The 24896-nt window shown below is 73.4% G+C and carries 23 protein-coding genes and 1 pseudogene; 11 read left to right on the forward strand and 13 right to left on the reverse strand.

All coding sequences use genetic code 11. The annotated features are described in order from the left end of the window. Window positions 1–95: 95 nt before the first annotated feature. The 4 genes and pseudogenes from ACF08B_RS23740 to ACF08B_RS23755 all read right to left on the reverse strand — a co-directional run. Window positions 96–206, reverse strand: a pseudogene (locus ACF08B_RS23740) (4-carboxy-4-hydroxy-2-oxoadipate aldolase/oxaloacetate decarboxylase); the annotation flags it as partial. After that, complete coding sequence (locus tag ACF08B_RS23745) at window positions 203–955, reverse strand: PIG-L deacetylase family protein (RefSeq protein WP_392319211.1); 753 nt, start codon at window positions 953–955, stop codon at window positions 203–205. The gene ACF08B_RS23745 and the pseudogene ACF08B_RS23740, both read right to left, overlap by 4 nt. A 173-nt stretch (window positions 956–1128) precedes the next feature. Beyond that, window positions 1129–1779: a GntR family transcriptional regulator gene (locus ACF08B_RS23750; protein ID WP_392319212.1), complete on the reverse strand. Its 651-nt coding sequence runs from the start codon at window positions 1777–1779 to the stop codon at window positions 1129–1131. 101 nt (window positions 1780–1880) lie between these two features. Beyond that, a complete protein-coding gene (locus ACF08B_RS23755) occupies window positions 1881–2738 on the reverse strand; it encodes a LysR family transcriptional regulator (protein ID WP_392319213.1) in 858 nt (285 codons plus the stop codon). A gap of 152 nt (window positions 2739–2890) precedes the next feature. On the opposite strand from ACF08B_RS23755, the gene ACF08B_RS23760 reads away from it, so the two are divergent. Then, window positions 2891–3703 (forward strand): DMT family transporter, encoded by an 813-nt coding sequence (locus ACF08B_RS23760; RefSeq protein ID WP_392319263.1) that lies wholly within the window; start codon window positions 2891–2893, stop codon window positions 3701–3703. Window positions 3704–3745: 42 nt separating this feature from the next. Here the strand turns inward: ACF08B_RS23760 and ACF08B_RS23765 are convergent, their stop codons facing one another. After that, on the reverse strand, window positions 3746–4396 hold the full coding sequence (locus tag ACF08B_RS23765; protein ID WP_392319214.1) for a TetR/AcrR family transcriptional regulator: 651 nt from the start codon (window positions 4394–4396) through the stop codon (window positions 3746–3748). Between the two features lie 245 nt (window positions 4397–4641). Between ACF08B_RS23765 and ACF08B_RS23770 the strand changes: the two genes are divergently transcribed. The 3 genes from ACF08B_RS23770 to ACF08B_RS23780 all read left to right on the forward strand — a co-directional run bounded on the left by ACF08B_RS23770 (window position 4642) and on the right by ACF08B_RS23780 (window position 8328). Continuing rightward, a complete protein-coding gene (locus tag ACF08B_RS23770; protein WP_392319215.1) occupies window positions 4642–6114 on the forward strand; it encodes an MFS transporter in 1473 nt (490 codons plus the stop codon). A 309-nt stretch (window positions 6115–6423) separates the two neighbouring features. Further along, window positions 6424–7401, forward strand: coding sequence for an ATP-dependent DNA ligase (locus ACF08B_RS23775; protein WP_392319264.1), 978 nt, complete (start codon window positions 6424–6426; stop codon window positions 7399–7401). Between the two features lie 150 nt (window positions 7402–7551). Further along, window positions 7552–8328: an NPP1 family protein gene (locus tag ACF08B_RS23780; RefSeq protein ID WP_392319216.1), complete on the forward strand. Its 777-nt coding sequence runs from the start codon at window positions 7552–7554 to the stop codon at window positions 8326–8328. Window positions 8329–8365: 37 nt separating this feature from the next. Here ACF08B_RS23780 and ACF08B_RS23785 read toward each other — a convergent pair whose 3' ends face one another. The 8 genes from ACF08B_RS23785 to ACF08B_RS23820 all read right to left on the reverse strand — a co-directional run bounded on the left by ACF08B_RS23785 (window position 8366) and on the right by ACF08B_RS23820 (window position 16396). Further along, window positions 8366–8992, reverse strand: coding sequence for a TetR/AcrR family transcriptional regulator (locus tag ACF08B_RS23785; RefSeq protein ID WP_392319217.1), 627 nt, complete (start codon window positions 8990–8992; stop codon window positions 8366–8368). Window positions 8993–9039: 47 nt separating this feature from the next. After that, complete coding sequence (locus tag ACF08B_RS23790) at window positions 9040–9942, reverse strand: 3-hydroxybutyryl-CoA dehydrogenase (protein ID WP_392319218.1); 903 nt, start codon at window positions 9940–9942, stop codon at window positions 9040–9042. Window positions 9943–9976: 34 nt separating this feature from the next. Beyond that, window positions 9977–11149, reverse strand: a complete 1173-nt coding sequence (locus ACF08B_RS23795; RefSeq protein WP_392319219.1) for an acyl-CoA dehydrogenase family protein — start codon at window positions 11147–11149, stop codon at window positions 9977–9979. Between the two features lie 50 nt (window positions 11150–11199). After that, entirely contained in the window at window positions 11200–12372 is a 1173-nt protein-coding gene (locus tag ACF08B_RS23800) for an acyl-CoA dehydrogenase family protein (protein WP_392319220.1), read from the reverse strand. Between the two features lie 85 nt (window positions 12373–12457). After that, window positions 12458–14512, reverse strand: coding sequence for an acetate--CoA ligase family protein (locus ACF08B_RS23805; protein WP_392319221.1), 2055 nt, complete (start codon window positions 14510–14512; stop codon window positions 12458–12460). A 1-nt stretch (window position 14513) separates the two neighbouring features. Then, window positions 14514–14705: a ferredoxin gene (locus ACF08B_RS23810; protein ID WP_392319222.1), complete on the reverse strand. Its 192-nt coding sequence runs from the start codon at window positions 14703–14705 to the stop codon at window positions 14514–14516. A 51-nt stretch (window positions 14706–14756) separates the two neighbouring features. Continuing rightward, window positions 14757–15980, reverse strand: a complete 1224-nt coding sequence (locus ACF08B_RS23815; RefSeq protein WP_392319223.1) for an NADH-ubiquinone oxidoreductase-F iron-sulfur binding region domain-containing protein — start codon at window positions 15978–15980, stop codon at window positions 14757–14759. Beyond that, entirely contained in the window at window positions 15977–16396 is a 420-nt protein-coding gene (locus tag ACF08B_RS23820; protein ID WP_392319224.1) for a hypothetical protein, read from the reverse strand. The genes ACF08B_RS23815 and ACF08B_RS23820 overlap by 4 nt, the downstream gene beginning before the upstream one ends. Window positions 16397–16751: 355 nt before the next feature. On the opposite strand from ACF08B_RS23820, the gene ACF08B_RS23825 reads away from it, so the two are divergent. From ACF08B_RS23825 to ACF08B_RS23855, 7 genes are all read left to right on the forward strand, one after another. Next, the gene (locus tag ACF08B_RS23825; protein ID WP_392319225.1) at window positions 16752–17951 is read left to right on the forward strand and encodes an aromatic ring-hydroxylating dioxygenase subunit alpha; all 1200 of its coding nucleotides are present in this window, start codon (window positions 16752–16754) and stop codon (window positions 17949–17951) included. Between the two features lie 174 nt (window positions 17952–18125). Then, complete coding sequence (locus tag ACF08B_RS23830) at window positions 18126–19253, forward strand: spermidine/putrescine ABC transporter substrate-binding protein (protein WP_392319226.1); 1128 nt, start codon at window positions 18126–18128, stop codon at window positions 19251–19253. Window positions 19254–19256: 3 nt separating this feature from the next. Continuing rightward, complete coding sequence (locus tag ACF08B_RS23835; protein ID WP_392319227.1) at window positions 19257–20156, forward strand: ABC transporter permease; 900 nt, start codon at window positions 19257–19259, stop codon at window positions 20154–20156. Beyond that, on the forward strand, window positions 20153–21034 hold the full coding sequence (locus ACF08B_RS23840) for an ABC transporter permease (protein WP_392319228.1): 882 nt from the start codon (window positions 20153–20155) through the stop codon (window positions 21032–21034). The genes ACF08B_RS23835 and ACF08B_RS23840 overlap by 4 nt, the downstream gene beginning before the upstream one ends. A gap of 4 nt (window positions 21035–21038) precedes the next feature. Then, a complete protein-coding gene (locus ACF08B_RS23845; RefSeq protein ID WP_392319229.1) occupies window positions 21039–22118 on the forward strand; it encodes an ABC transporter ATP-binding protein in 1080 nt (359 codons plus the stop codon). A gap of 27 nt (window positions 22119–22145) precedes the next feature. Further along, window positions 22146–23465: a flavin monoamine oxidase family protein gene (locus ACF08B_RS23850; RefSeq protein ID WP_392319230.1), complete on the forward strand. Its 1320-nt coding sequence runs from the start codon at window positions 22146–22148 to the stop codon at window positions 23463–23465. After that, a complete protein-coding gene (locus ACF08B_RS23855; RefSeq protein WP_392319231.1) occupies window positions 23458–24891 on the forward strand; it encodes an aminobutyraldehyde dehydrogenase in 1434 nt (477 codons plus the stop codon). Before ACF08B_RS23850 ends, ACF08B_RS23855 begins: the two co-directional genes overlap by 8 nt. Window positions 24892–24896: the final 5 nt, after the last annotated feature.

A 24896-nucleotide genomic window follows, 5' to 3' on the forward strand; every position in this document is an offset into this window, starting at 1 on the left:
TTCCTCTCGTCCAGGCGGCGTTCCCTGGAGGGGACTTCGAAGCGGGCCTGCGCGGCTCGTGCGGCCGACCCGGTGTGCGCAAGACGCTAAGGATGCAGCCCGGTGCGGCCCATCGCCTCGTGCACGGTGGCGACGCCGTACCCGGCGAGCGCCTCGACGTCCGTGGCCGCGGCCCTCGGCGGGCCGGTGACGATCACGCCGCTCATGCCAGCTCCTTCGCGATCTGCGGGTAGGGGCGCATGTAGGCCTCGGCGAGGGTCCGGTGGGGCAGCCCGAGGTTCGGGCCCGCGTTCCGCTTGAGCTGGACGCCACGGCGGACGGCGAGGTCGGTGTAGTAGTCCCACAGGTGCCGCTGGGCGCCGAGGCACTCCATCGCCTTGCGCTTGGTCTCCCAGACGTCGGTGATGTCGAGGAGGACTTCGGGCCGGAAGCCGCTCATCTCGGGCTGGTGCGGCTCGAAGTAGAAGACGGGCGGGGCGCCGATGATCTCGCCGGGGCCCGGGTAGCCGATCGCCTGGGCGAGGACGCGGGCCTCCAGGGCCATCCGGTTGGCGGCCGGGTGGTCGCCGTTGTACGGGTCCTCCACCGGGTGGGTGAGGACGACGTCGGGCTGGGTCTCCCGGTGGACGGCGACGAGCCGGTCGGTGAGTTCGGCGCTCGCGACGAGGGGGTAGTCACCCGCGTCGAAGAAGCGGACCTCGGCGCCGAGGGTGGCGGCCGCCCGCTCCGCCTCCTCCCGGCGGATCGCCTTGATCTCCTCGAGGGTCCGGCCCTCGCGCCACGCCCTGGCGGACTCACCGCGCTCGCCGAAGGTCAGGCAGGCGATGGTGACCTTCTCGCCCCGGGACGATGCCAGGGCGATCGCTCCGCCGGCGCGCCATACGAAGTCGCCGGCGTGCGCGGTGACGACGAGGGTAGAACGGGGTGGGGGTGCGGGCGCGTTGGCGTGCGTCATTGCGGGTTCTCCCTTTTCGGGCGCGGCGGGCCGCCGGAGGTGTCCGGTGGTCCGCCGCGCCTCGGTGGACAGGTGCGCGCCCGTCCCCGCGTCCCGCGCGCGACGCGTTCTGCCGTTCGGCGACTCCGACTCCCCGGTACTTCCCCGCCGGAGCGGGTCGGTGCCGGGGCTCGTCAGTCGCCGAGCGCGTCGATCACACTGGCGAGGTGGGCGCGGACGGCCGCTTCGGCCGCCTGCGGGTCCCTGGCCCCGATCGCCTCGATCATCGCCAGGTGCTCGTTCAGGGATTGCTGCGGGCGCCCCGGCCGGAGTGCCAACTGGAAGCGGTGACGCACCAGTTGGGCGTTCAGCCGTTCCAGCAGCTCGACCGCGGTCTGCTGCCCGGAGATCTCCCGGATCCGGTCGTGGAGCTGGTGGTTGAGCTCGGAGTAGGTGACCGGCTCGCCGTCGGCGACGGCCTTCTCCATCGCCGCGCCGAGGTCGGCCAGTCCGGCCAGCTGCTCGTCGCTCGCGGCGACGGCGGCCTTCGCCGCGCACAGCCCTTCCAGGACCATGCGGCACTCCGTGATGGCGACCGCTTCCTCCACGGTCACCACCCGCACCCGCGAACCGCGGTTGCGGATCCTCTCGACCAGTCCCTGCGCCTCCAGATCGATCAACGCCGCGCGGATGCTGGCCCGTGTCACACCGAACTGCTCGGCGAGTTCGTTCTCCACCAGCCGCTGGGCCGGCGCCATCTCGCCGTGCAGGATCGCCTGCCGCAGCTGCGCGAGCGCGTGCTGTTTGGCCTGCTCTCCGGTGGTCGGACGGGCTTCCTTCGGCATGTGCCCTCCCTGAGTGAGTGCCTGTCGAACCTAAATCTAGCCAGACAGAATTGTCAACAATTTTGTTCGCGCTATGGGCGGCACTCCCTCGTGCCGCTTCCTCAGGCCGACCGGTACAGCTCGGTGAGCAGTTCCAGGACGGCCTGGAGTGCCGGGTGCGGATCGTCGCGCCACCAGGCGAGCCGTACGGCGACCGGTTCGGCGTCGCGCACGGGCCGGTAGACGATCCCGGGGCGCGGATACTGGTTCGCGGTGGACTCGGCCGTCACCCCGACGCCCCGGCCGGCGGCGATGACGGTGAGCCAGTCGTCGACGTCGTGCGTCTCCTCGGTGGCCGGCCGCGCGTCCGGCGGCCACAGCTCGGGCGTGGCCGTGCCGGTACGGCGGTCCACCAGCAGCAGGCGGTCCGACAGTTCGGCGAGCCGCACCGAGCGGCGCCGGGCCAGCGGATCGTCGGCGGCCAGGGCGCACAGCCGCCGTTCCAGGCCGACGATCGCGGTGTCGAAACGCCGGTCGTCCTGCGGCCGCCGGACCACCGCCAGATCGCAGGCGCCCTCGGCGAGGCCCGCCGAGGGCGAGTTGACGCGCACCAGGTGCAGGTCGGTCTCCGGGTGGGCCGCGCGCCAGCGCCGCTGGAGGGCGACCGTGTGCCGGCCCACCGCCGACCAGGCGTACCCGACGCGCAACCGCGTGTGCCCCGAGGTGGCCTCCCGGACCAGTGCGGACACGTCCGCGAGCACCCGCCGGGCCTGCGCCACCACCCGCAGGCCGGTCGCGGTGGGGGTCACCTCGCGGGAGGTGCGCCGCAGCAGGCGTACCCCGAGGGCGCGTTCGAGCGAGGCGAGCGTGCGGGAGACGGCGGCCTGGGAGACGCCCAGGGCGATCGCCGCGTCGGTGAACGTCCCCTCGTCGACGATGGCCACGAGACAGCGCAGCTGACGCAGGTCGATGTCGTGCATACGTGCAGCGTATAGATCGGCCGACGCATGCATTTTGCGCAAGGACCGGGCGGGCGCACGATCCGGGCATGCGACGAGCTCTCGAACACCCGGCGGGTACCGCGCCCGTGGCCGCGACGACGCCCCTGCCCACGCCCGGGCGGCTCACCGGGGTGGCCACCATGATCGGCAGTGGGCTCTCCAACCAGACCGGCGCCGCCGTCGGCGCCCTGGCCTTCCCGGTCCTCGGCCCGCTGGGCGTGGTGGCGGTACGGCAGTACGTCGCCGCCGTCGTCCTGCTCGCGGTGGCCCGGCCGCGGCTGCGCGGCTTCACCCGGCGGCAGTGGTGGCCGGTGCTCCTGCTGGCCGTGGTGTTCGGCACGATGAACCTGAGCCTGTACACCGCCGTCGACCGGATCGGCCTGGGCCTGGCCGTGACGCTGGAGTTCCTCGGGCCGCTGACGATCGCGCTGGCCGCCTCCCGGCGCCGGCTCGACGCCGTCTGCGCACTGCTGGCCGGGGCGGGGGTCGTCGTCCTGATGCGGCCGCGTCCGTCCGCGGACTGCACCGGGATGGCCCTCGGTCTGGTCGCCGCGTGCTGCTGGGCGTCGTACATCCTGCTCAACCGTGTGGTGGGACGGCGCATACCGGGCGCGCAGGGCGCGGCGGCGGCCTCCACCGTGTCGGCCCTGGCCTTCCTGCCCCTCGGTGTCCTGGTGGCGCTGCGCCATCCACCGACGACGGCGGCCGTGCTGTGCGCCGTGGCCGCCGGTCTCCTCTCCTCCGCCGTGCCGTACCTGGCCGACCTGCTGACGCTCCGCCATGTGCCGGCACAGACGTTCGGCCTGTTCATGAGCGTCAATCCGGTGCTGGCGGCCCTGGTCGGCCTGGTGGTGCTCGGCCAGGAGATGGGCGGGCCGGAGTGGGCGGGCATCGCGGCGGTGGTGGCGGCCAACGCGGTGAGCATCGCCACGGCGCGCCGCTGACCGCCCCGCTCCGGGCGGGCGGGCGGTCGGCGCGTGGCGCGGTCAGCGCGTGGCGCTCACCGGTGCCAGCCACAGGCCGACGATCGCGTCGGCGAGCCCCGTGGCGACCTCGTTCCAGCCGGCGCGCGGGGTCGGGGCGCCCTCGGCCAGGGCCCGCTCCCGTTCGGCGCAGGTGTGCAGGATGAGCAGGCGGACCATCTGGCCGCGTTCGGCGCGGACCTCGGGCGGCAGCTCGGGGAGGGTGCGGTCCAGCCCCTCGATCGCCAGCCGCAGCGCCGGGGAGGTCAGCGACTCCTCGACCATGATCTCGTGCAGCGCCGGGTCCGTCATCACCTGGGCGCAGAAGCGGGCGTACCAGGTGGGACTGGAGAGGCCGGCCAGGTGCTCGGTGACCGGGCGCACCAGGCAGTAGACCCAGTCGCGTACGTCCGTGGAGTCGCCGGCGGCCGCGAGGGACCGCTCCCTGAGCACCTCGATGCGGTCGGCGTGCCGGCGGGCCACCGCACGGACCAGGTCCGCCTTGGTGCCGAAGTGGTAGCCGACCGCCGCGTTGTTGCCCTGCCCGGCGGCCTCGCTGACCTGGCGGTTGGAGACGGCGTACACGCCGTGCTCGGCGAACAGCCGCTCCGCCGCCGCGAGGATCGCCTCCCGTGTCGCGTTCACCTGCTCGGCCCGCGCCGTCCTGCGCGCCATGCTCACCACCGCTCCGGGACTGCGCATCGCCCTGGCCGGCCGGTCCCGCGTGCCGCCCCAGGTCCTCGACCGGGGCGGCGAGGTCCAGCGGGGGGCAGCCTACGGGGCGCGTCCGGCCGCTCCCGACAGGCCCCGTGCGGAGCGCCGCCCCCGGTCGCTAGAGTAAGTCAATCAGTTGACTTAAAAGGCGTCGGATCGTCGAACCGGCCGCCCGCTCCTGCCCTCCTCCGGAAGGTTCCCCTCCCATGTCCGACGCCCCCGCCCGGCCCGCCGAGGCCGGCAGCTCCGCTCCGCCCCGTCCGGGTGCCGTCGTCGCCGTGCTGGCCCTGGCCGGCATCACCGTGTCGCTGATGCAGACCCTGGTGATCCCGATCGTCCCCGAGCTGCCCGGCCATCTGCACGCCGCGCCGTCCGACGCCGCCTGGGCGGTCACGGCCACGCTGCTGGCCGCCGCCGTCGCCACCCCGGTGGCCGGCCGGCTGGGCGACATGTTCGGCAAGCGGCGCCTGCTGCTGGTCAGCCTGGTGCTGCTGGTGGCCGGTTCGGTGGTCTGCGCGTTCAGCGACCGGCTGGTGCCGATGATCGCGGGCCGTACGCTCCAGGGACTCGCCGCCGCCGTGGTCCCGCTCGGCATCAGCATCATGCGCGACGAGCTGCCGCCACAGAAGCTGGCCGGTTCCACCGCGCTGATGAGCGCGTCGCTGGGCGTCGGCGGTGCGCTGGGCCTGCCCGCCGCGGCGTTCATCGCCGACCACTTCGACTGGCACGTGCTGTTCTGGACCTCCGCGACCGTGGGCGTCGTCGCGTTCGCCCTCGTGCTGGGCCTCGTGCCCGAGTCCGGTGTGCGCACCGGTGGCCGCTTCGACCTTCTCGGGGCGCTCGGCATGGCACTCGGGCTCGTCTCGCTGCTGCTGGCCGTCTCCAAGGGCGCGGACTGGGGCTGGGGCAGCGGCACCACCCTCGGCCTGTTCGCGCTCGCGGCCGTCGTCCTGCCCGCCTGGGGATGGTTCGAACTGCGCACGGCACACCCGCTGGTGGACCTGCGCACCACGGCCCGCCGCCAGGTGCTGTTCACCAACCTGGCCTCGATCGCCTTCGGCTTCTCGATGTTCGCGATGTCCCTGGTCATGCCGCAGCTGCTGCAGCTGCCGGCACAGACCGGCTACGGGCTCGGCAGGTCCATGCTCACCGTGGGTCTGGTCATGGCACCGCAGGGCCTGGTGATGATGGCCATGGCCCCGGTCTCCGCGATGATCACGAAGTCCCGGGGGCCGCAGACCACGCTGATGACCGGTGCGGTGATCGTGGCGGTCGGGTACGGCCTCGGCATCGCGCTGATGAGCGAGCTCTGGCAGCTGGTCCTGGTGTCCTGCGTGATCGGCGCGGGCGTCGGCTTCGCCTACGGAGCCATGCCCGCACTGATCATGGACGCTGTCCCGGCGTCGGAGACGGCCGCCGCGAACAGCCTCAACACGCTGATGCGGTCCATCGGCACCTCGGTGGCCAGCGCGGTCGCGGGCGTGATCCTGGCCCGGTTGACGATCAGCCTCGGCGGTCACGCGCTGCCGTCGGAGAACGGCTTCAAGGTCGTCATGGCCATCGGCGCGGGCGCGGCGGCCCTCGCGTTCGTCCTCGCCGCGTTCCTCCCCCGCCACCGCTCGGCCACCCCGGCCCCGGCACCGACGGCCGAGGAGCCGTCGGCCGAGGCGGTGGGCTGAGCGACCCACTGCCCGGCGCCGGCTGGTACGCCCTCCCGGCCACCGCCGGGGAGGTCGGCGCCGAAGGGCGGACGGGGCGTGGCGAGCGGAATCCCGGCCCGGCCGGCGGCCGCGGGCGCGAGGCCCATGGCGATCCAGGGGTCGCCACCGCGCCCACCGTGCGGCCCCGGCCGCGTCCCCGGCTCCGGCTCCGGCTCCGGCTCCGGACGGACCGTCGGCGCCGGCCCGCCGGAGGACCGTTCAGGGGAAACCGGGTCGCTGTGGGCGTGATGGCGGACGTCGTGGTCGAAGGCTCTTGCCGTGACCGTCGTGACGCTGCCGCTCATCCCGCCGATGCTCGCCACACCCGGCCGGCTGCCGCCCGTCGCCCAGGACGACCGGTGGGCGTACGAGACCAAGCAGGACGGACAGCGGGTGATGGTCTACCTGCCCGGCGACGGAACGGTGCTGCTGCGCGCCCGCTCGGGCGAGGACATCACCGGCGCCTATCCCGAACTCCGGCCGCTGGGCGGCGCCCTGGGCGGCACCGCGGCCGTACTGGACGGCGAGGTGCTGGCCCTGGACGAGCGGGGCCGGGCCGACTTCCAGCTGCTGCAGAACCGGATGGGCCTCGCGCACGCCCCCGCGCGAGCAGCACGCCGGGCCGCCCAGGTGCCGGTGCACCTGGTGTTGTTCGACGTGCCGTTCCTCGGCGAACCCCTGGTCCGGCTGCCGTACACGCGGCGCCGGGCCCACCTGGAGGAGCTGGGGCTGACCGGATCGCACTGGTCGACACCCGGCGCCGTGACCGGGCACGGCGCCGAGGCGCTGGCGGCGACCCGCGAGCACGGCCTGGAGGGCCTGGTGTGCAAGCGGCTGGACTCGGTGTACGAGCCCGGCGTGCGCTCCCGCGCCTGGATCAAGATCCGGAACATGCGTGCCGAGGACGTCGTCGTCGGCGGCTGGCTGCCCGGCAAGGGGCGGCTGACGGGACTGCCCGGCGCGGTGCTGGTCGGACAGCGCGCGGCGGGCGGGCTGCGGTACGTGGGCGGGGTCGGCACCGGCTGGAGCCACGCCGAGCGGACGGAACTGGCGCGGCTGCTCGGGGAGGCGGCGAGCGACCGCTGCCCCTTCACCCCGGTGCCGCGCGCCCCCGGCGCCCGCTGGGTGCTGCCGCGGCTGGTGGGCGAGGTCAGCTACAGCACCCGTACCCGCAACGGACTGCTGCGCCAGCCGTCCTGGCTCCGGCTCCGCCCGGACCTCACACCGGAGCAGTCGGCGGCGGACCTGCCGGACGAGTTCGTCTAGCGGCGGACGGCGCCCCAGCGGGTACGCACGCGGGCCGGCGGCAGGAGTTCACCCGCGCTCAACTCCTGGGACGCATGTGTCCTCTTGGCAGCGCGGTGCCCGGCCGGGATGCTGAACTCACGCGCTCCCCACCGCTGTTGGAGGAATCCGGTGTTCTCGCTCGCCTCGCGCCCGCGGCTCGGCCGATGGTTCGCCCCGCTCGCCAGCGCGGCCGCCCTCGTGATCGCCTTCCCCGCCGTCGCCTTCGCCGCGCCGCCCCTGGCGCTACCGAAGAACGCGGAGCCGGCCGAACTGGCGTACCAGCCCGCGTTCGACTACGACACGGACGGCTGCTACCCGACTCCCGCCATCGGCCCGGACGGAACGGTCAACGGGGGCCTGAACCCGACCGGCGCCCTCAACGGCAACTGCCACGACGCCTCCGACCTCGACAACACCAACGGCTACTCCCGCTACAAGTGCAACAACGGCTGGTGCGCCTATGTCTACGGCCTGTACTTCGAGAAGGACCAGGCACTGCCCGGCAGCAGCATCGGCGGGCACCGCAACGACTGGGAGCACGTCGCGGTGTGGGTGCAGGACGGGCAGATCCGGTACGTGTCGACGTCCAACCACGGCTCGTTCACCGTGCACCCGGCATCCGAGGTCCGCTTCGAGGGCGGGCACCCCAAGGTCGTCTATCACAAGGACGGCATCGGCACGCACTGCTTCCGGCTCGCCAACGCGAACGACGAGCCGCCGGAGAACCACCGGCACACCTGGCAGTACCCGGCGCTCGTCGGCTGGAACGGCTACCCGGCCGGTGTGCGGGACAAGTTGAGCTCCTACGACTTCGGCAGCGCCCACTTCGGTCTGCGCGACGACAGCTTCGCCTCGCACCTGGCGTCCGCGAAGCCGTCCGGCATCCCGTTCGACCCCAACGCCTGAGCGGGCGCCGCGAGGCCCGGCCGTCGTAAGACCGCCCTCAGGTCTGCGACGGTTCCTCGGGCAGTTCCGCCGGCAGGCCGAGCGCCCCGGCGACATGACGCCAGACGGCGGCCAGGGCCGTGTCCAGCGTGACGGCGGGATCGCGCAGCATCAGCCGGATGCCGTAGCCGTCGCTGAGGGACAGCACGAGGGTGCCGAGGTCGTCCACGTCTGCCGGGGCGAACTCGCCCGAGTCGATGCCCCGGCGGATCGCGCCGGTCACCCACGCGTGCAGTTCGGCGTACAGATCGACGGCGAAGACCCGGGTCGTCTCGTCGCGCAGCGCCCGCGCCCACAACTCCTGCCACAGCCGCCAGTCCTGGTGCAGTTCCGGGTCGGTCGGCAGCAGGTTCCGCAGGATCCGCGCCAGGACGACCGCCGCCGGCGCGGTGTCGGCGTCGCGTTCGGCGTCCAGGGCGGTGTGGGCGAACGAGTGGGTCATCGCCTCGGTGAACAGCTTCTCGCGGGTGTCGAAGTGGTAGTGCAGCAGTGCGGTCGACACCCCGGCCCGCTCGGCGACCATCCGCATGCGGATCTTCTCGAAGCCGATCTCGGCGATGACCTCGCACGCCGCGGTCAGGATGCGCTCGCGTGTGTCGGCCGTGCCGCGCACCTTGGTCGTCACCCTGCGGCTCCCCTCGTCCGGTGGTCCTGCGCCGGGACCATCTTCCCTCACGTCCGCTCCGCCGGTACGGCCGTCCCTTGCCGCGGCTGTGCCGGGTACGTGTGGAAGCCGCGCCCCGACTTCCGGCCGAGCAGCCCCGCCTCCACCATGCGGGACAGCAGCGGCGGCGGCGAGTACAGCGGCTCGCGGAACTCGGCGTACAGCGACTCGGCGATGGCCCGGGTGGTGTCGAGGCCGATCAGGTCCGTCAGGGCCAGCGGGCCGAGGGGGTGCGCGCAGCCGAGGACCATGCCCCGGTCGATGTCCTCGACACTCGCGCCGCCCGCCTCCACCATGCGGATCGCGGCGAGCAGGTACGGCACGAGCAGCGCGTTGACGACGAACCCGGCCCGGTCCCGGGTGCGGACGGTCTCCTTGCCGAGCCTGCCGGTGACGAAGGCCTCGGCGCGGCTCAGGGTGTCCGCCGAGGTGAGCAGGGACGGCACCAGCTCGACCAGCCGCAGGACCGGCACGGGGTTGAAGAAGTGCACGCCGACGACGCGTTCGGGGCGCGAGGTGGCGGCGGCGAGCCGGATGACCGGGATGGAGGAGGTGTTGGTGGCCAGCAGGACGTCGTCGCGGGTGAGGACGGCGTCGAGGCGGGTGAAGACGTCCGTCTTCAGGCGCTCGTCCTCCGCCACGGCCTCGACCACCAGAGGGCTGTCGTGCAGCGCCTCCATCTCGTCGACGACGGTGATCAGGGCGTCGGCGGCCTCGCGCCCCTCGGTGGTGAGCCTGCCGTGCGCGGTGGCCCGGTCGAGCGAGCGGGCGATGCGCAGGCGGCCCGAGCGGGCCGCCTCCGCGTCGCGTTCCACCACGGTCACCGGCAGGCCGGCCCGCGCACAGACCTCGGCGATGCCCGCGCCCATCAGGCCGCAGCCGACGACTCCGACGCGTTCGATGTCGGTCATCCGAGCTTCCCTTCGATCTGTGTCGGCCGGTGTGTCAGGCGGTGGGCAGGTCCAGGACCCCGGTACCGCGGCGGACGAGTTCGTTGGCGATGATCAGCCGCTGGATCTCGGAGGTGCCCTCCCAGATGCGGTCCACGCGCAGCTCGCGGTAGAGGCGCTCGACGGCGTAGGAGCGGTCGTAGCCGCGCCCGCCGTGGATCTGCAGGCACCGGTCGATCACCCGGCCGGACGCCTCGCTGGCCGAGAGCTTGGCGATGGCGGCCTTGGCGTGCAGCCGCTTGCGGTCCTCGGCCGAGGCGCGGTCGATCTCCCAGGCGACCTGGTGGGTGTAGGCGCGGTTGACGGCGATGTCGACGGCGCTGTCGGCGAGCATCCCCTGGATCAGCTGGTACGAGGCGATCGGCGACCCGAACTGCTCGCGCTCCACGGCCCAGTCCCGGGACAGCTCCAGGGCCCGCTCGGCCGCGCCGGTGGTGCGGGCGGCGATCATCAGGCGCTCCTCGGTGAACCAGGAGCGGGTGATGTCGTAGCCCTCGCCGATGCCGCCGAGCACCGCGTCCTCGTCCACCTGGACGTCGGTGAAGGTGAACTCGGGGTGCTCGTAGACGAAGGTGTGCATGAAGCGCGGCACGCGCGTCATCTCGATGCCGGGGGTGTCCTTGTCCACCAGGAACAGGGTCGGGGCGCGCTCGGGGCCCGCGGCGGCGAGGACGATCATGAAGTCGGCGTGGTCGCCGACGGTCACGAACCACTTCTCGCCGTTCAGGACCCAGCCCAGGTCGTTCTTGGTGGCGGTGGTGGCGAGGTTCTGCGGGTCGGAACCGGCGCCGGGCTCGGTGACGGCGTAGCAGTCCCGCCGTTCTCCCCGGATCACCGGGACCAGGAAGCGCTCGCGCTGCTCGGGCGTGCAGAAGCGCAGGGCGTTGGCGGGCCGCCACACCATGTCCCACAGGGCCCCGGTGAGGCGCCCCAGTTCCTCCTGCACGGTGACCTGTTCGGCGATGGTGAGGCCGGCGCCGCCCCACTCGGCCGGCATGTTGACGGCCTGGAGTCCCGCGTCGAGGACGGCGTCCCGGATCTTGGCGTGGGCGTCGGCGGGCAGGCCGTTGTTCTCCTCGCACTCCAGCTCGTAGGCGGCGATGAGGTCGGTGAGGGCACGCGCGTCGGCCTTGAGCTGTACCTGGCGCGGGGTGAGACGGAAGTCCATGGAAGTCCTCGCTGTGAAGGTGATGGGGTGCGACGGGGGCTCGGTGATGGTCAGGGCGTGGGCAGGGCCAGGGCGCCGGTGCCGCGCTTGATCAGCTCGTTGGCGATGATCAGCCGCTGGATCTCGGAGGTGCCCTCCCAGATCCGGTCGACGCGCAGCTCGCGGTACATGCGCTCGACGGCGTAGGAGCGGTCATAGCCGCGTCCGCCGAAGATCTGCAGGCAGCGGTCGGCGACCCGGCCGGCCGCCTCGCTGGCGGCGAGCTTGGCGGTGGAGGCCTTGGCGTGCAGCGTCTTGCGGTCGGTGCCGGGCTGGTCGGCCTCCCAGGCGACCTGGTGGGTGTAGGCGCGGTTGACGGCGATGTCGACGGCGCTGTCGGCGAGCATCCCCTGGATCAGCTGGTAGGAGGCGATCGGCGACCCGAACTGCTCGCGCTCCACGGCCCAGTCCCGGGCCAGTTCCAGGGCGCGCTCGGCCGCGCCGACCGTGCGTGCCGCGATCATCAGGCGCTCGTCGGTGAACCACTCCTTGGTCAGCTCGTAGCCCTTGCCGACCCCGCCGAGCACGTCCTCGTCGGCGACGAAGACGTCGGTGAAGGTGAACTCGGGGTGCCCGTTGACCGCGGAGTGCATGAAGCGGGGCAGCCGGGTCATCTCGACACCGGGTGCCGCCTTGTCGACGAAGAACAGCGTGGGCAGCCGCTCGGGGCCGGCGTCGGCCTGCACCAGCAGGAAGTCGGCGACGTCGCCGCAGGTGACGAACCACTTCTCGCCGTTGAGGAGCCAGCCGCCGTCGGTCCGGGTGGCCGTGGAGGTGCCGGAGGAGGGGTCGGATCCGGCGCCGGGCTCGGTGACGGCGAACGCGTCGAACTTCTCGGCCCGGATCACGGGCAGCAGGTACTTCTCGCGCTGCCGTTCGTCGCCGTAGGCGAGGACGTTGGCGGGCCGCCAGGGGATGTCCCACAGGCAGTTGGTGACCTTGCCGAACTCCTCCTCGACGATGACCTGGTCGAGCAGGCTCAGTCCGGCGCCGCCCCACTCGGCGGGCATGTTGATGGCGTAGACGCCGGCGTCCATGGCGGCCCGGGTCAGCTCGGCGACGAGCTCCTGCGGCAGGGGCCCGCCGGCCTGCTCGGACTGCTCCTCGTACCGCATCAGCAGGCGGGCGTAGTCGGCGGCGCGGCGCTTGAGATCGGCCTGTTCGGGGGTGTAGCGCAGGTCCATGGGTGCCTCTTGTTTCCGGGAGACGGGGTGCGGGGCGGGTGGTCCGGTCCGGTGGGTGCCCACCGGTGGCGGGGTTGCGGTCCGGTCAGGCGAGTACGGCGCGGGAGTCCAGGGCGAGGACGCCCCGGGGCCGTACGAGGAGGGGGTTGACCTCGATCTCGGCGATCTCGGGGTGTTCGGCGGCGAAGGTGGTGATCGTCTCGACGGCGGCCGCGGCCGCGGCGACGTCCACGGCCGGTCTGCCGCGTACGCCGTCCAGCAGGGCGGCGGTGCGCAGGCCGCGCAGCAGCGACTCGGCGCGGTCCGCGGGCACGGGTGCCAGGGAGAAGGCGACGTCGCGCAGTGCCTCCGCCAGGACTCCGCCCAGGCCGACCATGGCCACCGGTCCGAAGCGCGGGTCGCGGTTGACGCCGACGATCAGCTCGATGCCGTCCGACAGGTCCGCCATGGCCTCCACGGAGTAGGAGGGGGCGCCGAGACGGGCGTGCATCTGCCGGAAGGCGGCGAGGAGTTCGGCCGGGCCGGCCAGGTTCAGGGCGACCCCGCCCGCGTCGGACTTGTGCAGCAGGTGCAGGGCCTTGAGGACGTAGGGCCCGGTGAACTCGGCGGCAGCGGCCAGGAGTTCCGCCTCGTCGTGGATCTCCTGGGCGGCGGGGAAGGCCAGCCCGGCCGCTTCGAGGGCCCTGCGGGTCTCCAGGTAGCCGGTCCGGCGGATCGGTGCGGCGGGCGCGGGGAGGGGGGTGACGCCGGTGTGCGCCGTCGCGGGTGCCGTGGCGAGGAGCGCGCGGGCGGCGTCCTCGGTGGCGGCGAAGACCGGGATGCCCGCCGCGGCGAGGGTGCGGCAGCTGGGCGACTCGGGGTACATCGACTGCACCACGAGCGGTTTCGCGGTGGCCCGGTGCCGTGCCGCGATGAGCCGGGCGGCCTCCCGCTCGCCGTCCGCGAGCGCCGTACCGCCGCCGCCGAGTCCGCCTTCGGCCGCCGCGTAGCCGCCGAAGTACCCCGTCATCAGGACGGCGTCGGTGTCCTCGGCCGCCAGCAGCGCGGCCACGGTCGCCGCGTACGAGCCGGGGTCCTGCTCGCCCATGCCGGCGAGGTCGACGGGGTTGGCGACGGCGGACTGCTCCCACAGCGCCTCGCGCAGGTGCTGCCGGGTCGGCTCGGCGAGTTCGGGCACGGTCAGGCCCGCCGTCTCGACGGCGTCGGCCGCGATGACACCGTGGCCGCCGCCGTCCGTGAGGACCGCGACCCGCCGGCCCGCCGCGCGCCGCGCGCCTTCCGACGCCGCGAGGACGACCGTGAGTTCGCGCGGTGTGGCGACGAGTTCCACGCCGGCGTCGCGGCAGGCCGCGCTCACCACGTCGGCGGAGGTGGTGAGCGCCCCGGTGTGCGACTGGGCGCTGCGCGCGGAGGCGTCCCCGCGGCCGGCCGTCAGCAGCACCACCGGCTTGCCGGCCTCGGCGGCGGCCTCGGCGAAGGCGCGCCCGTCGCCGAAGTCCTCCGCGTAGACGGCGATCGCCCGGGTGCCCTCGTGCCGGGCGCAGTCGGCGAGCAGGTCGACGAGGGTGACGTCGGCCTGGTTGCCCAGCGAGACGAAACGGGAGAAGCCGAGGCCGTGCGGGCGGAAGCGGAGCTGCAGTTCGAGGGCGAGGTTGCCGCTCTGGCTGAGCAGGGCGACTCCGCCGGGGGTGAAGGAGTCCGAGGCCAGGAAGAGGTCGGTGGTGTTGTCGGCGATGCCGAGGCAGTTGGGGCCGACCATGACGGCTCCGGCGGCGCGCACGCGTTCGGCGACGGCGTGCTGGCGGGCCCGGCCGGCGGCGCCGGTCTCGGCAAATCCGGCGGTGATGGCGACGATCGCCCGGGCCCCGCACCGCAGGGCCTCGTCGACGGCGTCCTCGAAGCCGGCGGCGGGCACGGAGACCACCGCGAGGTCGACCGGTTCGCCGAGCGCGCTCAGGCTGGGCGCCGCGGTGCGGCCGAGGACCGTGCCGGCCCGCCGGTTGACGAAGTGGACGGGGCGGCGTCCATCGGCGCGGAGGGCCTGGACGGCGATGGCGTGGCCGTACTTGGCGGGGTCGTCGCTGGCTCCGACGACGGCGACGGAGACCGGGTCGAAGAGGGCGGAAAGGTCGCGTCCCATGTCACTTCACCAGCCGCAGCGCGGAGTTGGGGCAGGCGGCGACGGCAGTGGCGGCGGCTTCCTCGCCGCCCTCGGGCACGGTGGTCCCGCGCACCCGGGCGTAACCCCACTCGTCGAGGTCGATCAGCTCGGGCGCGGGTTCCTGGCACAGGCCGTAGCCCTGGCAGAGGGTGGAGTCCAGCAGGAGTTTCATGACACGGTCCTTTCGGTGCGGCGGGGAGGTGGGGGTACGGGGTGGGCCGGGTCAGGGCACCGGCACCGTGAACCGGCGTCCGTCCCCGGGTGCCGCGCCCGCACAGGCGGGGCACCCGGAGTCGCGGTGGTCCTCGACGCGGTCGGGGAAGTGCGCGAGGAGGGAGCCGGCGACGCCGGCGGCGGCGTCGAGGAGCCCGCAGGCGCCGCGTCCGGGCAGCCCGCGCGACCAGCGGAGCAGTTTCTCGGACGTGTCGGCGCCGGCCTCGCCGCGGGCGACGGCGGCCAGGGCGTCGGCCAGGGCTCCGGTGCCGGAGACACACACGCCGCACTGCCGCGCGCTCTGTGCCGCGAGGTAGGCGGCCGCCTCGCCGGCCACCGCGACGGGGCAGGCCTCGGGGTGCAGGAAGTGCAGTGCCCCGCAGCCGAGCGCGCCGCCCGCGGCGGCCAGCACGTCCTGGTCGAGCGGGAGGTCCCGCCAGCCGGCGCCGTACAGTCCGCCGAACATCCCGCCCAGCAGCACCGCCTCGGAGGTGCCGTGCCCGCACAGGTCGGCGAGGACCTTCAGGTGGGTGCCCGCGGGCGCCTCGACCAGTGCGGCCGCTCCCCCGGTTCCGGAGACGGTCACGAGGTGGGCGTCGGCGGCCGTGCCGTCGGGGCGGGTGTGCAGCAGCGCGATGCGGGCCAGCGTCTCCACGTTGGCGACGAGGGTGGGGGCGCCGCCGACACCGCTCTCGTACGGGCGCGGGGGCTTGGCCGTGGGCAGCGCCGGGCCGCCGTCGATGCGGCGGACGACCGCGCTCTCCTCGCCCGCGACGTACGCGGGCTCCGTGCGCACGACGTCGACCGGCAGCTCACCGGGCCACTCGCCGAGCGCCCGGCGTACGGCTCGCTCGGCGCGGGGGTCGGAGAGGTAGACGACGCCGCGTGCGGCGCCGGTGACGGCCGAGGCCAGCCGGAGGCCGTCCAGGACCAGGTGGGGGCGGTGCCGCAGCAGCCAGCGGTCCTTGACGGACCCGGGCTCGCCCTCCTCGCCGTTGGCCACGGCCACGGGCCGGCCGGGGGCGTCGCGGACGGAGCGCAGCTTGACGGCGGCCGGGAAGCCGGCTCCGCCCCGGCCGCGCAGCCCGGCGGCGGCGACGCGGTCGAGCAGTTCGGCGGGCTCGGGCAGGGGGGCGTAGCCGCCCGCCGCGTGATAGGCGGCCAGGTCGGCGGTGGCCGGGGTGGTGAGCAGCCCGTGCTGTCCTTCGGGAAGAAGCGAGAGGACGCCGGTCATACGGTGCTCCGGGGCTCGGGGTGGCGGAAGGGGAGGGACCGCAGGCGGACCAGCGCCCGTTCGAGCGCCTGCCGTTGCCCGTCGGTGCGCCGGTAGCCGTCGCCGGGCAGGCCGATCAGCATGCGGTGGTGGTCGAGGACGACCTCGCCGGCGAGCAGGGCCGGGCGCGGGTCGGGGGCCGGGGAGGACTCGGCGGCCGCCTCCACGACGAGGTCGGTGACCTCGCCGAGGTAGCGCAGCCAGCCGCGCTGGGTGCCGCGCAGCACCAGCCGCTCCACGCGGCGGCGCTCGGCGGCGACGAGGCCCGGCGGCGGGGTGTCTTCCGCGGCGCTCCGCAGGGCGGCCACCACGGCGGGCAGCTCCTGTTCGGGCTCCGGTGTGAGGCCGAGCCATACCAGACTGCGGCGAGCGCTCATGCGTGCCTCCGGGGGCGCACCGGTCCCGGGGTCCGGGAACGGGCTGGCGCGGCGATGGCGGGTAGGGGGTGCTCCGGTCCCTGCGGGGAGGTGGGAGCGGGGCGGCGCACGAGGGCCGCGGAATCACGGGACGCGTCCGGGCAGCCCTCTGCTGGAGCCGACGCGTCCGACCTGCCACCGACACTAACTAACTAATTAGTCAGGCCACAAGTCTTGACTTGGCCCTCCGCCGGTCCCACTCTGACTAACCAATTAGTCAGCCGGGACACGCCAGGTGCGCAACGGCACCGTGGGCCGTCGTCCCGCCCGCAGCCTCACCGCCCATCGCCGCCGCCGCGGCGCGGAGGAGGACCCCATGCACCCCTCGACCACCCGGGCCGACACCGCACCGGTGAATCCGCCCCAGGCACCCGGAGAGGATCCCGGGAAGGCGCTGTCCGCGCGCTACTACACCGATCCGGCCGTCAGCGCGGCCGAGACCGAGCACATCTTCGCCAGGTCCTGGCAGCTCGCCTGCCACGAGTCCGACCTGCCCGGGCCGGGCGCCCGTCTGACCGCCACGGTCGCCGGCCGCGAGGTCCTGGTCGTCCGCACCGAGGACGGCGGCCTCGCCGCCCACCTGAACGTCTGCCGCCACCGCGGCACCCGCCTGGTCACCGCCCCGGAACCGGAGGGCAAGGCGATCCGCTGCCCCTACCACGGCTGGACCTACAAACTGGACGGACGCCTGGTCGGCGCCCCGGAAGCCCGCCGGATCCCCTGCCTGGACAAGCCCCGGCTCGGACTGCACCCGGTCAACGTCGAGTCGTTCCTCGGCTTCGTCTTCGTCAACCTCGACATGGAGGCGACACCCCTCGCCGAATCCTGCAAGGGACTCGCCGAGGCCGTCGGCCGCTACGCCGGGGCGGACCTGGTGCCCGTCGGCAAGCACCGCACCCACGACCTCGCCGACGGCGAGGAGCAGAACGCCAACTGGAAGGTGATCGTCGACAACTACCTGGAGGGCTACCACGTCCCCGTCGCCCATCCCGCGCTGATGCGCCTGCTCGACTACCAGGCGTACACCGTGGACGTGCAGGAGAACTACGTCCTGTTCGAGTCCCCGCTGCGCGACAAGCCGTCCTCGAACTGGACCGAGCGCCTCTACCAGCGCCTCGCCTCCCCGATGCCGGGGCTGACCGAGGCCGACCGCCGGGTCTGGCGGTACGCCGTGATCTACCCGAACACGCTCATCGACTTCTACCCTGACCACGTGCTCGCGTGGACCGCCCTGCCCACCGCCCAGGACCGGGCGGCGATCCCCGGTGCCTTCTACACCAGGCACGGGGAGAGCGTCCGCACCCGGCTGGCCCGCCGGCTCAACATCCACATCGGCTGGGTCACCAACGACGAGGACGCAGAGCTGGTGGAACGCGTACAGGCCGGCCTCTCCACGCCCGGCTTCGAACCGGGACCGCTCTCGCGCCGCGAGGCCGCCGTCGGCTGGTTCGCCCGCCGGGTCCGGGACGACCTGGAGGGAACCGCGCCGTTCGCCCCCGAGGGGACCGCCCCGTGACGCCCTCCGCCCCGCGCCCGCTTCCGGTGCGCCTCCCGCCGGGCTTACCCCTCCCCCGCTGACGCACGTCCGCACCACCCCAGACCGGTCTTCACTGCGGAGTCAGGGCCCGCAGCGAGCCGACCAGCCGGTCCGCCCTGGACTTGTGCCGTTCCTCGACGGAGAGGACGCTTCATGTCCCCCGTTCCACCCACCCCACCGACCCGCCGCGCCCTTCTGCGCGCGGGCGCCGGCGGACTGCTGGGCGCCGCGGCCGCAGGCTGCGGGTTCATGCCCGCGCGCCAACCCGACGCGAAGGACCTCGCCCCCGTCCGGCCCCGCGTCGACGGCGACCTCGTCTACTTCAACTGGGCCGACTACGTCGATCCTTCCGTCTTCAAGGGCTTCGAGAAGGAGTACGGCGTCAAGGTCGTGCAGTCGAACTTCGACTCCATGGAGGGCATGGTCGCCAAGCTCAACGCGGGCAACCGCTACGACATCGTCTTCCCCACCGCCAAATGGGCCCAGCGCCTGGTCCGCGGGGGCCGGCTGCGCCGGATCGACCACAGCCGGCTCACCAACGCCCACGCGATCTTCGGCACCTACGACTATTTCGCGGACCCGTGGTACGACCCGGGCTCCGCGCACACCGTCCCCTTCACCGCCTACAAGACCGGCATCGGCTGGCGCCGCGACCGGATCGGCGAGCTCACCGGGTCCTGGAAGGACCTGTGGAGCGACAAGGCCCGCGGCAAGGTGTTCCTGCTCGACGACCGCGACGAGGTCCTCGGCATGGGCGCCCTGGAACTCGGCCTGCCGGTCAGCACCGGCGACACCGGCGACCTCGACCGCATCACGTCCCTGCTGGGCACCCTGCGGCCCCGGCTGCGCGGCTTCTCCAGCGACAGCTACAACAACCTCCTCAACGGCAACGCGGTCATGACCCAGGCCTGGAGCGGTGACATGGCCGCCATGCTCAACCAGGCCAAGGACCCCTCCGTCTTCGGCTTCCAGGCCCCCAGGGAGGGGACACCGATCAACTCCGACTGCTACGCCATCCCCTGGAACGCCCCGCACCCCGGCACCGCGATGCTCTTCATCGACTACATGCTCCGGCCGGAGAACGTGAAGAAGAACATCGAGTACATCGGCTACCCGATGCCGGTCGCCGGCACCGAGAAGGTCTACGCCGCCCTCGTCGAGCCCTTCCCCGAGTGCCTGGTCACCCAGGCCGACCTCAAGGCGGACCTGTTCTTCCGCAACGGCGGCCGCGCGGCGGAGGACGCCCGCGACACCGCCTGGACCCATGTGAAGGCGGGCTGAGACATGGCACTGCTCCGCCCCTCCTCCCGCACCCGGCGCCGCAAACCGGACACCAGCGGCAGCCGCATGTGGACCTGGTTCATGCTGCCCGGCACCCTGTGGATGACCGGCTTCCTGGTCGCCTCGCTGATCCTCGTCGCCGTACTCGCCGTCGGCACCACCGACGAACTCGGCAACCCGCGCTTCGGCTTCGACCTCGCCGGCGTCCGCGCCCTCACCGACCCCGCCTACACCGAGGTCCTCGCCCGCTCCCTCGGCTACGCCCTGCTGACCTGCCTGATCTGCCTGCTGATCGCCTACCCGGTGGCGTACACCATCGCCCTGCACGGCGGCCGGTACAAGAACGCGCTGATCGCCGCGATCGTGGTGCCGTTCTTCGCCAACTACCTGGTCCGCATGTACGGCTGGTCGGTCGTCCTCTCCGACGACGGGCCCCTGCTCCGCGCCCTGCGCGCGATCGGCCTCGCCGACGGCGACACCAGGATCCTCAACACCGGGATCGGCGTGGTCGCGGGCCTCGTCTACGGCTTCGTCGTCTTCATGATCATCCCGCTGTACGCGGCCCTGGAACGGCTGGACGTCTCCCTCGTCGAGGCCGGCCGCGATCTGTACGGCGGCCCGGTGCGGACCTTCTTCTTCGTCACCCTGCCCGCCACCCGGCAGGGCGCCGCCGCCGGGCTGGTCCTGGTGTTCCTGCCCGCCATGGGCGACTTCGTCAGCGCGCAGCTCATGGGAGGCCCGGACCAGATCATGATCGGGAACCTGATCCAGGACAAGTTCTTCCAGGGCCAGAACTGGCCCCTGGGCTCGGCGCTGACCATGCTGCTGATGCTGGTGCTGCTGCTCGGGATGTTCGGTTACCTGCGGCGCACCCGCAAGGACGAGGCGGAGGCCCGCCGATGACCCTGATCAAACCGCCCCGGGCCGCCGCTCCCGCCCGGACCGCCGCGAAATCCCGCTCGCGGCGCGGCCGCGCCGAACGCAGGCCGCGTGTCCTCCTCGCCGTCACCGGGCTGTTCTTCGCGCTGCTGTACCTGCCCATCGCGGTCGTCGCGCTGTTCTCCTTCAACTCCAAGAAGTCCCTGACCGTGTTCGGCGGGTTCAGCCTGCGCTGGTACCGCGCCTTCGCCCACGACGACGTGCTCCTCGCCTCGCTCGGCACCAGCCTGCGGATCTCGCTGGTGGCGATGGCGGGCTCGGTGCTCCTCGGCGTGGCCCTCGCGCTCGGCCTCGTCCGCTCACGCACCCGGCTCGGCTCGCTCGCCGGGCTCGTCATGCTCGTCCCGCTGATCACCCCCGAGATCGTCACCGGCGTCGCGTCCATGCTGCTGTTCAAGGGCCTCGGCGTGACCCTGTCCACGGGCACGGTCATGCTGTCGGAGATCACCTTCTCCATCTCCTACGTCACCGTCATCCTCCGCTCCCGCGTCGCCGCGCTGAACCCGGAGGTGGAGGAGGCCGCGATGGACCTCGGGGCCACCCGCTGGCAGGCGGTCCGCCTGGTCACCCTGCCGGCCCTGCTGCCCGCCGTGCTCGCGAGCGCCGTACTGATCTTCGCGCTCGTCTTCGACGACTTCGTGCTCGCCTACTTCACCACCGGCGTCGACCCCCAGCCGCTGTCGGTGCGGATCTACTCCGCGATCCGCTTCGGGGTGCAGCCGACCATCAACGCCGTCGGCACCCTGATGCTCGCCGGCTCCATCTGCCTGATCGCCCTCGCGCTGTTCATCCCGCGCCTCTTCGGCCGCCGCGGCGGCCTCGACATCCTCTCCGGAGAGTGACCCCATGGACGCGACCGACGCGACCCCGGCCGTCCGGCTCGACGGCGTCTCCAAGCAGTACGCGGACTCCTTCGCCGTGCGCGACCTCGACCTCGACATCGAGGCCGGCCACTTCTTCTCGCTGCTCGGCCCCTCCGGCTGCGGCAAGACCACCTCACTGCGCATGATCGGCGGGTTCACCGACCCCACCGACGGCTCGGTGCTGCTGGCCGGCGAGGACGTGACCGGGCTGCCGCCCAACAAGCGCAACGTCAACACCGTCTTCCAGAGCTACGCCCTCTTCGACCACCTGAGCATCGCCGACAACATCGGCTTCGGCCTCAAGCGCAAGGGCGTCGACCGGACCGAGACACGCAGGCGGGTGGCCGAGATGCTGGACCTGGTCCAGCTCGGCGGCCTGGCCGAGCGCAAGCCCCGCACCCTCTCCGGCGGCCAGCGCCAGCGCGTCGCCCTGGCCCGCGCCCTGGTCAACCGGCCCGCCGTCCTCCTCCTGGACGAGCCGCTGGCGGCCCTCGACCTGAAGCTGCGCCGGCAGATGCAGGTGGAGCTGAAGCAGATCCAGCGCGAGGTCGGCATCACCTTCGTCTTCGTCACCCACGACCAGGACGAGGCGCTCACCATGTCCGACCGGATCGCCGTGATGAACGCCGGCCGGGTCGAGCAGTGCGGCACCCCCGAGGACATCTACGAGCACCCGGCGAGCCGCTTCGTCGCCTCCTTCATGGGCACCTCCAACCTGATGACGGGCACCTACCGCGGCGGCGAGGTCGCCCTGGACACGGGCCCCGCCCTGCCGGTCGGCCACCGCTCCGGCATCACGGAGGGCACCGCCGTCAGCGTCTCCGTCCGCCCCGAGAAGATCTGGCTGTCCGACTTCGAACCGGGCATGTCGGTGCTCAGCGGGGTGATCCGCGAGACCGTCTACAGCGGCGCGACCACCACGTACCTCATCGAGCTCGCCCCCGGCGTCACCCTGTCGGTCCTGGAGCAGAACACGGACCGCGCCCGCATGGAGGACCGCTGGAGCGGCGGCGAGACCGTGGAGTTCGCCTGGCGCCCCGAGCACTGCCTGGTCATGGCCTGACCGCGCCCGAACCGGAGAGCGAAACTGATGCATCACGACGTGATCGTGCTCGGCGCCGGACTGGCCGGCCTCACCGCCGCCCGGGACCTGGCGGCCGCCGGCACCGACGTACTCGTCCTGGAGGCCCGTGACCGCGTCGGCGGCCGGGTCGAGCAGACCCGCACCCCCGACGGCCGCACCGTCCAGCTGGGCGGCGAGGTGGTCGGCCGCGGGCACACCGCCTATCTGCGTCTCGCCGAGGAACTCGGCCTCGAACTCGTCCCCAGCTATGTCGCCGAACCCGGACGGATCACCCGGGCCACACCGGAGGGCCGCTCGGCCGGCGATCCGCCGCACTGGTTCGGCCCCGGGGACGCCGCCCTGCACGACAAGCTGGGCGCGGAGTTCGGCGCCCTGGCCGCCGGCGTCGACCCCGACGACCCCTGGTCGCACCCCGACGCCGCCGCCCTGGACCGGCTGTCCGTGGCCGGCTGGCTGCGCTCCCGGCACGCCACCCCGGCCGTGGTCCGCCTGTGGGAGATCGGCCAGCTCGCCCTGGCCGGCGGCTCCTACGAACGGATCTCCCTGCTGGCCGCGCTGCGCAAGAGCGCGGCGGTCCCCGGCTCGGGCGGCGGCGACTACGACTACGACGACTGGGAGGGGTTGAAGCTGGCGGCCGGCTCGGCGACCCTCGCCGAGGTCCTCGGCCGCGGTCTCGGCCCCCGGGTACGGCTCGGCTCACCCGTCGCCGCCCTGGACGTACGGCCCGGTCACTGCCGCGTACTGCTGGTGACCGGCGAGGTCCTCACCGCCACCGCCGTGGTGAGCGCGCTGCCCGTGGGGCCGCTGCGGGACGTCGCCGTCACCGGTGTGAGCGAGGCCCGGCTCGCCTCCCTGCACCGGCAGCGGCAGGCGACGGCCGCGAAGTTCGCCGCCGTGTACGACCGTCCCTTCTGGCGGGACGGCGGCCTCAACGGCCTGTCCGAGGCGGAGGGGGTGCTGGGCAGCACCTGGCCGCAGAACGAGGGCGTGCTGTCGGCGCTGATCCCGCCCGAGCGGTACGGCGTCCTGCTCGGCACCCCGCCCGCTCTGCGCACGCCCGAGCTGCTCGCCGAGATCGCCGGCATGTTCGGCGACGAGGCGCTGCGGCCGACGGCCTGCCATCTGCGGATGTGGGGCACCGACCCGTGGACCCGGGGCTACGTCACCCAGTGGCCGCCGGGCGAGGTCATGGCGGTCGGCCCGCTGCACGGCCGCCACGAACCCCCGTTCTACGTCTGCGGCTCGGACCAATGGGTCGCCGGATACATGGAGGGCGCCGTCCGCACCGGGCGCGCCGCCGCCGAGGAGGCACTGCGCCGTGGCTGACCCCGAACACCTCACGACCGTGCTCAACCACATCGGCGGCAAGGAGGTGCCGGCCGCCTCCGGCGCCACCCTGCGGCTGGTCGACCCGGCCACCGGGCGCCTGCACGGGACGGCCCCGCTGTCCGGGCGCGAGGACGTCGACGAGGCCTGCCGGGCCGCCCAGGAGGCCTTCCCCGGCTGGTCGTCGACGACGCCCGCGCAGCGGCAGACCGCCCTGCTGCGCATCGCCGACGCCCTGGAGCGTCAGGCCGCGGCCGTGGCCGACGCGGAGGTGACCGACACGGGCAAGCCACGTGCCCTGTTCCTGGCGGACGAACTGCCCGCGATCACCGACGTGCTGCGGTACTTCGCGGGAGCCGCCCGGAACCTGCCGGGCGCCGCGGCCGCCGAGTACACCCCGGGCCGCACCTCACTGCTGCGCCGCGAACCGGTCGGGGTCTGCGCCCAGATCACCCCGTGGAACTACCCGTTGATGATGGCGGTGTGGAAGGTCGCGCCCGCGCTCGCCGCCGGCAACACCGTCGTACTGAAGCCCTCCGACACCACACCGTCCTCGGCCGTGCTCCTCGCCCGGCTGGCCGCCGACCACCTGCCGCCCGGCGTGCTCAACGTCGTCTGCGGCGACCGGGACACCGGGCGCGCCCTCGTCGCCCACCGGTACGTGCGGCTCGTGGCCGTCACCGGCAGCGTCCGCGCCGGACAGGAGATCGCCGCCGCGGCGGCGGCCGACCTCAAACGGCTGCATCTCGAACTCGGCGGCAACGCGCCGGTCCTGATCCACGAGGACGCCGATCTCGACGACGCGGTGGAGCAGTTGTCGTCGCTGGCCTTCTACAACGCGGGGCAGGACTGCACGGCCGCCACCAGGATCCTGGTCCACGAGCGGATCCACGACACCTTCCTGGACGCCTTCGCCCGCCGGGCCGCCCAGCGGCTGCCCGGCGCCCCGGACGACGCGCGGGCCGATTTCGGTCCGCTGGCCGGCGCCGTGCAACTCGCCTCCGTGCGGGGCCTGCTGGAGCGGCTGCCGGACCACGCCGAGGTCGTCACGGGCGGCACGGCCCTCGACGGGCCCGGCTACTTCCACCGGCCGACGGTGGTGGCCGGGGCCCGGCAGGAGGACGAGATCGTCCGCAGCGAGGTGTTCGGACCGGTCGTCACCGTCCAGCCGTTCACCGGCGAGGCCGAGGCCCTCCGCCTGGCCAACGGCGTGCCCCAGGGGCTCGCGGCGAGTGTCTGGACCCGGGACCACGACCGCGCGATGCGCGCGAGCCGGGAGCTGCACACCGGCATCGTCTGGGTCAACACCCATGGCACGACGGTGTCCGAGATGCCGCACGGGGGCGTACGGCACTCCGGATACGGCAGCGACCTCTCCCTCACCGGCCTGCTCGACTACACCCAGGTGAAACACGTCATGCTGTGACGGGC

The sequence above is a fragment of the Streptomyces sp. NPDC015139 genome (assembly GCF_043079785.1).
GTDB classification, from domain to species: domain Bacteria; phylum Actinomycetota; class Actinomycetes; order Streptomycetales; family Streptomycetaceae; genus Streptomyces; species Streptomyces albidocamelliae.

What these genes read in the sequence shown, in the direction of transcription:
- ACF08B_RS23805 (WP_392319221.1), bottom strand. Translation starts at nt 14,512, where the DNA reads ATGGGACGCGACCTTTCCGCCCTCTTCGACCCGGTCTCCGTCGCCGTC.
- ACF08B_RS23750 (WP_392319212.1), bottom strand. Translation starts at nt 1,779, where the DNA reads ATGCCGAAGGAAGCCCGTCCGACCACCGGAGAGCAGGCCAAACAGCAC.
- ACF08B_RS23765 (WP_392319214.1), bottom strand. Translation starts at nt 4,396, where the DNA reads ATGGCGCGCAGGACGGCGCGGGCCGAGCAGGTGAACGCGACACGGGAG.
- ACF08B_RS23745 (WP_392319211.1), bottom strand. Translation starts at nt 955, where the DNA reads ATGACGCACGCCAACGCGCCCGCACCCCCACCCCGTTCTACCCTCGTC.
- ACF08B_RS23825 (WP_392319225.1), top strand. Translation starts at nt 16,752, where the DNA reads ATGCACCCCTCGACCACCCGGGCCGACACCGCACCGGTGAATCCGCCC.
- ACF08B_RS23830 (WP_392319226.1), top strand. Translation starts at nt 18,126, where the DNA reads ATGTCCCCCGTTCCACCCACCCCACCGACCCGCCGCGCCCTTCTGCGC.
- ACF08B_RS23800 (WP_392319220.1), bottom strand. Translation starts at nt 12,372, where the DNA reads ATGGACCTGCGCTACACCCCCGAACAGGCCGATCTCAAGCGCCGCGCC.
- ACF08B_RS23815 (WP_392319223.1), bottom strand. Translation starts at nt 15,980, where the DNA reads ATGACCGGCGTCCTCTCGCTTCTTCCCGAAGGACAGCACGGGCTGCTC.
- ACF08B_RS23845 (WP_392319229.1), top strand. Translation starts at nt 21,039, where the DNA reads ATGGACGCGACCGACGCGACCCCGGCCGTCCGGCTCGACGGCGTCTCC.
- ACF08B_RS23810 (WP_392319222.1), bottom strand. Translation starts at nt 14,705, where the DNA reads ATGAAACTCCTGCTGGACTCCACCCTCTGCCAGGGCTACGGCCTGTGC.
- ACF08B_RS23795 (WP_392319219.1), bottom strand. Translation starts at nt 11,149, where the DNA reads ATGGACTTCCGTCTCACCCCGCGCCAGGTACAGCTCAAGGCCGACGCG.
- ACF08B_RS23835 (WP_392319227.1), top strand. Translation starts at nt 19,257, where the DNA reads ATGGCACTGCTCCGCCCCTCCTCCCGCACCCGGCGCCGCAAACCGGAC.
- ACF08B_RS23820 (WP_392319224.1), bottom strand. Translation starts at nt 16,396, where the DNA reads ATGAGCGCTCGCCGCAGTCTGGTATGGCTCGGCCTCACACCGGAGCCC.
- ACF08B_RS23755 (WP_392319213.1), bottom strand. Translation starts at nt 2,738, where the DNA reads ATGCACGACATCGACCTGCGTCAGCTGCGCTGTCTCGTGGCCATCGTC.
- ACF08B_RS23840 (WP_392319228.1), top strand. Translation starts at nt 20,153, where the DNA reads ATGACCCTGATCAAACCGCCCCGGGCCGCCGCTCCCGCCCGGACCGCC.
- ACF08B_RS23850 (WP_392319230.1), top strand. Translation starts at nt 22,146, where the DNA reads ATGCATCACGACGTGATCGTGCTCGGCGCCGGACTGGCCGGCCTCACC.
- ACF08B_RS23770 (WP_392319215.1), top strand. Translation starts at nt 4,642, where the DNA reads ATGTCCGACGCCCCCGCCCGGCCCGCCGAGGCCGGCAGCTCCGCTCCG.
- ACF08B_RS23790 (WP_392319218.1), bottom strand. Translation starts at nt 9,942, where the DNA reads ATGACCGACATCGAACGCGTCGGAGTCGTCGGCTGCGGCCTGATGGGC.